The following is a 5,432-nucleotide window of genomic DNA, read 5'->3' on the forward strand; positions in this document are numbered from 1 at the left end:
TGAAAAAGCCCGAATACTATGGGATTGTCTCTTCCTTGTATGTAAGGGGGCAAAAATCGATATTAACCGACAGCCCCTTCTTTCGGATTTAAAAATTCATTCCGAGAGTGCAAAGTCCACCAGCGGCTGAATAAAGGTTTCATCGGAATGGTCGAAGGAAGTTCCCAGAGCCCGGGCCATGAACAGATCCTGTTCTGTCTTATTTTCCTTTTTTAACACTGACTTTTTAACCATTTTCAGCATCATCCTTTTTACAACCCCCAGCTGTTCCTGGCAAAGCCCGCCCTCCAGATAAAAAAACGGAGTGTCCCCCAGCTTATTCTGCTCCTTTATCTCACGTATCAGCACGTCACTTTTCGGGGAAATTCCTACAGCAAACACAATATAATTGCACGGTATCTCTTTTCTTATCATTTCAAGCCCCATAATCATATTTCCCATGATCCAACCGCCGAAAATTACACCTTCATATTGTTTTAACTCCTGGGCAGAAATATGTTTTATCGGCCTTGCTTCACACCCCAAAGCAGCCCCTATCCATTCTGCATACTGCCTGGTAAACCCTGTCTTACTTTGATACACTACGATTCTGTTCATTCCTGCATCTCCTTTAAGTTACTATCCAGCTTCATCATAGTTTTAACTGTCACCTTGAGTTCCTCCGTATCTATACCGCTGAACAATTGCTCCATAAACTCCCGGCTGGGCTCAGCATATTTTCGATCGAAGGCAATTCCCTTTTCAGAAATCATAACCCTCTGCTTTCTGCGATCCTTGAAATCAGGGAAAAAGTTTGATATATCCCCCCTTTTCCAGTTTCAAAAGCATTTGCTTTACATTTTGATGTGATGTGCCCAGGGCTCCTGATAATTCGCCAATGGCAGGCGGTTTGTCAAACAGTTTAATGCAGATCAAAAGAAAACATTGCTTCCAGCTGATTTCTTTAAAAAAACTATCTCTTTTCTTCTTTTTCCGCTGACACCAGCAGCATCATAGGCCTTCGCATCTCGTCCGCCATACCCGGAAGTCCCAGCATATCTTCCGGAGGCATAGGCTCAACTATATGGCGGATGGCAAATCCGCAGTCCAGAAGCGTATTGAGGTATGCAGTCAAAGTTCTGTGGTACTTGGTCACATGTTCTCCAAGAAAAACAGCATCTCTCTTTCCTTCATAGTAATAGTTGTCAACTGGAAAATGCAGAATTTCTCCATTACCATCATAATACCAATCCTGAGTTCCATATGCCGTAAAGACAGGATGTTCCACCGAGAAAACTAAGCTGCCGCCCTCTGCAAGCCATTTCCATATATTTTCAGCAATTCCCTTAAAATCTTTTACATAATGAAAGGCCAGAGAGCTAATCACCACATCAAAGCTGCCTTCCGTCAGCTTCAGTTCTTCCATTGGGCATTGCTGATAAGTAATATCCAAAGACCTGGATTTTTCACGGGCCACTTCCAGCATTTTTTCCGAAATATCTGTCCCCAGAACGTATCCTGCTCCGCAGGAAGACGCATAGATACAGTGCCATCCATATCCACATCCAAGATCAAGCACCCTCTTCCCCTGTAAATCCGGAATTAGTTTTTTTAATTCCTGCCATTCTCCGGCTCCATCCAGCCCATGTACAGATCGGTGCATTTTGCTGTACTTCTCAAAAAAGACCTTCTGGTCATATTTATTTTCTTTCATTTTACATCCCTCTGTCCATACTCATACCCTTACCCGCAGAAAAAACTTGCAGTAAAGGTATCTCGGATTTATCTTTTTCTGTCAGTATAGCATGTTTTATCCCGAAACACACCTTCTTTTTCGTCTATTCCAAAACCGCTCCTTTTCCACCAGAAGTTACACTTTTTGCATATCTCTGCAGATATCCCTTTTTTAATTCTCTTTGTTTAGGTTTCCAGGCCGCTCTTCTCGTCAGCAGTTCTTCCTCTGTAACCAGCAGTTCTATCCGATGCCCCGGAATATCTATCTCAATCAAGTCGCCCTCTTCAACCAGTGCAATCGTTCCCCCCGCTGCCGCCTCTGGGGAAACATGCCCTATGGCGGCTCCTCTGGTGGCACCTGAAAATCTGCCATCTGTAATCAACGCTACGCAGTCTCCCAGCCCGCTCCCCATAATAGCAGACGTAGGATTCAGCATTTCCCGCATTCCCGGACCTCCCTTAGGTCCTTCAAAGCGTATTACTACCACATCGCCCTCACTCAATAATCCCTTATATATAGCTTCCAGCGCCTCTTCTTCTCTGTCATAGACTCTGGCCGGCCCTGTATGATGCATCATTTTTTCAGCTACCGCCGAACGCTTCACCACACATCCTTCCGGAGCAAGATTCCCTTTCAGCACTGCGATTCCCCCATGCCTGCTATATGGATTCTCAACGCTTCGGATAACATCATAATCTTTAACCAAATGCCCCTCTATATTTTCTCTCAAAGTTTTCCCGTTACAGAACAGTGATTCCCCATGCAGCAGCTTCAGCTTCTGAATCTCGTTCATTACTGCGTAAATCCCTCCCGCCTCATACAGATCTTCCATATAGTGTTCCCCTGCCGGTGCCAGATGACAGAGATTTGGTGTCTTTTCAGAAATCTCATTGACCACATCCAGATTCAGAGACACATCGCATTCATAGGCAATAGCCGGAAGATGCAGCACACTGTTCGTGGAACATCCCAGTGCCATATCAATAGTCAGAGCGTTACAAAAAGCTTCCCGGGTCATAATATTTCTTGGAGTTCTTTGATTTTTCACCATTTCCATAATCTGCATCCCTGTCTCTTTTGCCAGCCTCAGTCGCTCAGAGAATACGGCAGGTACCGTTCCGTTCCCATGCAGGGCCATGCCAAGCACCTCTGTAAGGCAATTCATGCTGTTGGCTGTAAACATACCGGAGCAGGAACCGCAGGTTGGACATGCGGCATGTTCATATTTATTTAATGTATCCCCATCAATCAGTCCGGTTTTAAACTGGCTCACTGCCTCTGATACAGTAGAATAACTAATCTTCCCCTTCCCAATTCTGCCCGCCAGCATAGGCCCTCCGCTCACAAAAACCGCAGGGATGTTGATCCTGGCTGCAGCCATAAGCAGTCCCGGTACATTTTTATCACAGTTAGGAACCATAACCAGCCCGTCAAAAGGATGGGCTGCAGCCATTGCCTCTGTAGAGTCTGCGATCAGTTCTCTGGTCACAAGGGAATACTTCATCCCCTCATGTCCCATGGCAATTCCATCACAAACTGCGATAGCGGGAAATACAAAAGGAACCCCTCCCGCCTGCAGCACTCCCTGACGGACAGCCTCTACAATTTTATCAATGTTCATGTGGCCGGGTACTATCTCATTGTAGGAGCTTACAATACCGATCAAAGGTTTGCCAATCTCCTTATCTGTAAGACCAAGCGCATGTAGCAGCGCCCTCTGAGGCGCAGCGTTAATCCCCTGTGTGATTCTGTCACTTCTCATCCCAATTTCCTCCATACTTTCTATTAGTTGTTTGTTTTATTATATGTTGTATGTTGTCTGCTGTCAATATTATTGTACGACAACATCCCTCCCAGCCCACGGCGCGGGATTTCTATCACCATCCCTCTGCCAACCTGAATACCTGAATACCAAAGACAAAAAAAGACGCCGCCTGCAAGCCAACTCCCGCCTGCACTGCAACGTCCCATTTCTATTTTTCCAGCCCCAACTGCTCAATGGCATGCATAATATGAATCTTCATAGCATACCGGGCTCCCTCCGCGTTCCTGTCTTTGATAAAATTCATAAGCATCCTGTGATCGGAAATTGTATCCTCCACGGCCTCTTTTTTGGCCTCTGAGAGCACCACTCCTTTATCAATGGCCTTGTAAATAATCGGCATCAGCCGGTTCATGAATTCATTGTGTGATGCCCTTGCAATTGCTTTATGAAATTCCTGTTCCACTTCTGTGCGGTCTTTTCCCTCCTGTATACAGCACTCTATTTTTTCGCCCAGTGAAAGAATCTTCTTTAATTCTGACTCTGTAGAACGTTTAGCGGCATAATATGCAGCTTCTGGTTCAAAAATCAGCCGCATCTCATACAGATCCTCAGCGTCAACTTTTGCCACTGTCAAATTTGACAGATTCTCCATGGAAGGATCCGTGAAGTCTTCTCTCACAAAGGTTCCCTTTCCTCTTTTGATTTCTACCACATTTCCTGCGGCAAGTATACGGATAGCCTCCCTCAGAGTTGTCCGGCTGATATTTAATTCCATGGAAAGATCATTTTCATTGGGTAATTTATCCCCGGGACGGAATTTTTTATCTACTACAATCATTGATAAGAGAGTATCCGCAATACTGTCTGAAAGTCTTTTTTCCCTGTCCATCTCTGCCTCCGGTATTATCTGATTTTCGTTAAGTATAACACGCCGGCGCAAAGATTTCATCTGATCCCCCCGGTCTTTTCTCATTTTCCTTCAATTCTTCTGTGTTTCTTTAACATTTCCTCTACATTAGAAAGATCACAAAGCTCTGTCTCCATCACAATATCCTTTTCATAGTTCTGCCCCTCCATAATCTCCTTCGCCACAGCTACTGCCAGAGAGGCAAAATCCAGCCGGATACAGCAGCTTCTGCATCCGGCTTTCCAATCATTTCTTTTTCCCTGTAGCCATTAAAGATCAGGTTTAGGATTACAGCAGTAATACATCCTGTTATCACGCCATCCTCCAGAAAAATACGGTTATTCGGGTTGAAGGCAGCGAATGCCCCTGCGCTTTTGAGAAGTGTAGAGCCAAGTCCCACACCAATAGAAAGGGCTGCAATCAATTATCTCCTTTCAAGATATCAGCTGGAAGATGCGTCCTTTCCAAAAAAAGAAATTCTTTTGACGCCTGAATTGACCGTGCGGGAGTCTTGTGGTGGGAAAAAATGATGGTTTTTAGGCCTGGGGCCCGGGGACTATAATGCGGCCCCCAGACGGTTAAAGAAAAGGGCTTAGGGCCGACGGAAAGCCGCCATTGGAGACAATGGGCGGCTTCTTTGCGTCAATGGCTATGTACTCCAGGCTCATGTGACAGAACCTTTGTCTGCCCGCAAAAGTTGAAGAAATACATCCATAGCAGGGGGAATCCATTTATTTTTATGATATGTGCATACTGTCCCGATCCTTTTGCTTTGAATGGCTGTAGGGATTTCCTGAATGATGTGAGCTTTTAACTCTTCCTCTACGGTAAAACGAGGCAGGTACGCAATGCCTAAGTTCTCTTTTACAAGTTGTTTTATTGCCTCCGTACTGTAAAGGTTAACCTCACTCTCTAAAAAAATATTCCTTTCTTGTAAATATTCCCTGAATTTTTTATAATAGTAACTGCTGCATTCTGCGGAGCCCAGCGGACTCTGATGCGTTTCAGAGCGGACGCTATGCGGATCATAACGGACGCCCCAAAAC

At 45.1% G+C, this 5,432-nt stretch carries 8 protein-coding genes; all 8 read right to left on the reverse strand.

Annotated features, from left to right (window positions below):
- Window positions 1–96 precede the first annotated feature (96 nt).
- A complete protein-coding gene (locus GKG41_RS22860) occupies window positions 97–597 on the reverse strand; it encodes a flavodoxin domain-containing protein (protein WP_154263172.1) in 501 nt (166 codons plus the stop codon).
- Entirely contained in the window at window positions 594–752 is a 159-nt protein-coding gene (locus tag GKG41_RS22865; protein ID WP_154263176.1) for a hypothetical protein, read from the reverse strand. Before GKG41_RS22865 ends, GKG41_RS22860 begins: the two co-directional genes overlap by 4 nt.
- 200 nt (window positions 753–952) lie before the next feature.
- Window positions 953–1,693: a class I SAM-dependent methyltransferase gene (locus tag GKG41_RS22870; RefSeq protein WP_154263179.1), complete on the reverse strand. Its 741-nt coding sequence runs from the start codon at window positions 1,691–1,693 to the stop codon at window positions 953–955.
- Window positions 1,694–1,817: 124 nt separating this feature from the next.
- Window positions 1,818–3,476 carry a dihydroxy-acid dehydratase gene (gene ilvD / locus GKG41_RS22875; RefSeq protein ID WP_154263188.1) on the reverse strand — a complete coding sequence of 553 codons (1,659 nt, stop codon included), beginning with the start codon at window positions 3,474–3,476 and terminating at the stop codon, window positions 1,818–1,820.
- A 211-nt stretch (window positions 3,477–3,687) separates the two neighbouring features.
- Window positions 3,688–4,368, reverse strand: a complete 681-nt coding sequence (locus GKG41_RS22880) for a FadR/GntR family transcriptional regulator (RefSeq protein ID WP_154263194.1) — start codon at window positions 4,366–4,368, stop codon at window positions 3,688–3,690.
- An 80-nt stretch (window positions 4,369–4,448) separates the two neighbouring features.
- Window positions 4,449–4,571, reverse strand: coding sequence for a hypothetical protein (locus GKG41_RS23820; protein ID WP_256282624.1), 123 nt, complete (start codon window positions 4,569–4,571; stop codon window positions 4,449–4,451).
- A 2-nt stretch (window positions 4,572–4,573) separates the two neighbouring features.
- The gene (locus GKG41_RS22885; protein ID WP_154263191.1) at window positions 4,574–4,810 is read right to left on the reverse strand and encodes a hypothetical protein; all 237 of its coding nucleotides are present in this window, start codon (window positions 4,808–4,810) and stop codon (window positions 4,574–4,576) included.
- Window positions 4,811–5,050: 240 nt separating this feature from the next.
- Window positions 5,051–5,432 (reverse strand): substrate-binding domain-containing protein (locus tag GKG41_RS22890; RefSeq protein WP_173015699.1); only part of this gene is annotated, 382 nt, incomplete at its 5' end.

It is taken from the genome of Lactonifactor sp. BIOML-A5, assembly GCF_009677585.1.
GTDB lineage: Bacteria > Bacillota > Clostridia > Lachnospirales > Lachnospiraceae > Lactonifactor.

Excerpts from the sequence above, each read along its gene's own strand:
- GKG41_RS22860 (WP_154263172.1), bottom strand. The coding sequence starts at position 597 with ATGAACAGAATCGTAGTGTATCAAAGTAAGACAGGGTTTACCAGGCAG.
- GKG41_RS22865 (WP_154263176.1), bottom strand. The coding sequence starts at position 752 with ATGATTTCTGAAAAGGGAATTGCCTTCGATCGAAAATATGCTGAGCCC.
- GKG41_RS22870 (WP_154263179.1), bottom strand. The coding sequence starts at position 1,693 with ATGAAAGAAAATAAATATGACCAGAAGGTCTTTTTTGAGAAGTACAGC.
- ilvD (WP_154263188.1), bottom strand. The coding sequence starts at position 3,476 with ATGAGAAGTGACAGAATCACACAGGGGATTAACGCTGCGCCTCAGAGG.
- GKG41_RS22880 (WP_154263194.1), bottom strand. The coding sequence starts at position 4,368 with ATGGACAGGGAAAAAAGACTTTCAGACAGTATTGCGGATACTCTCTTA.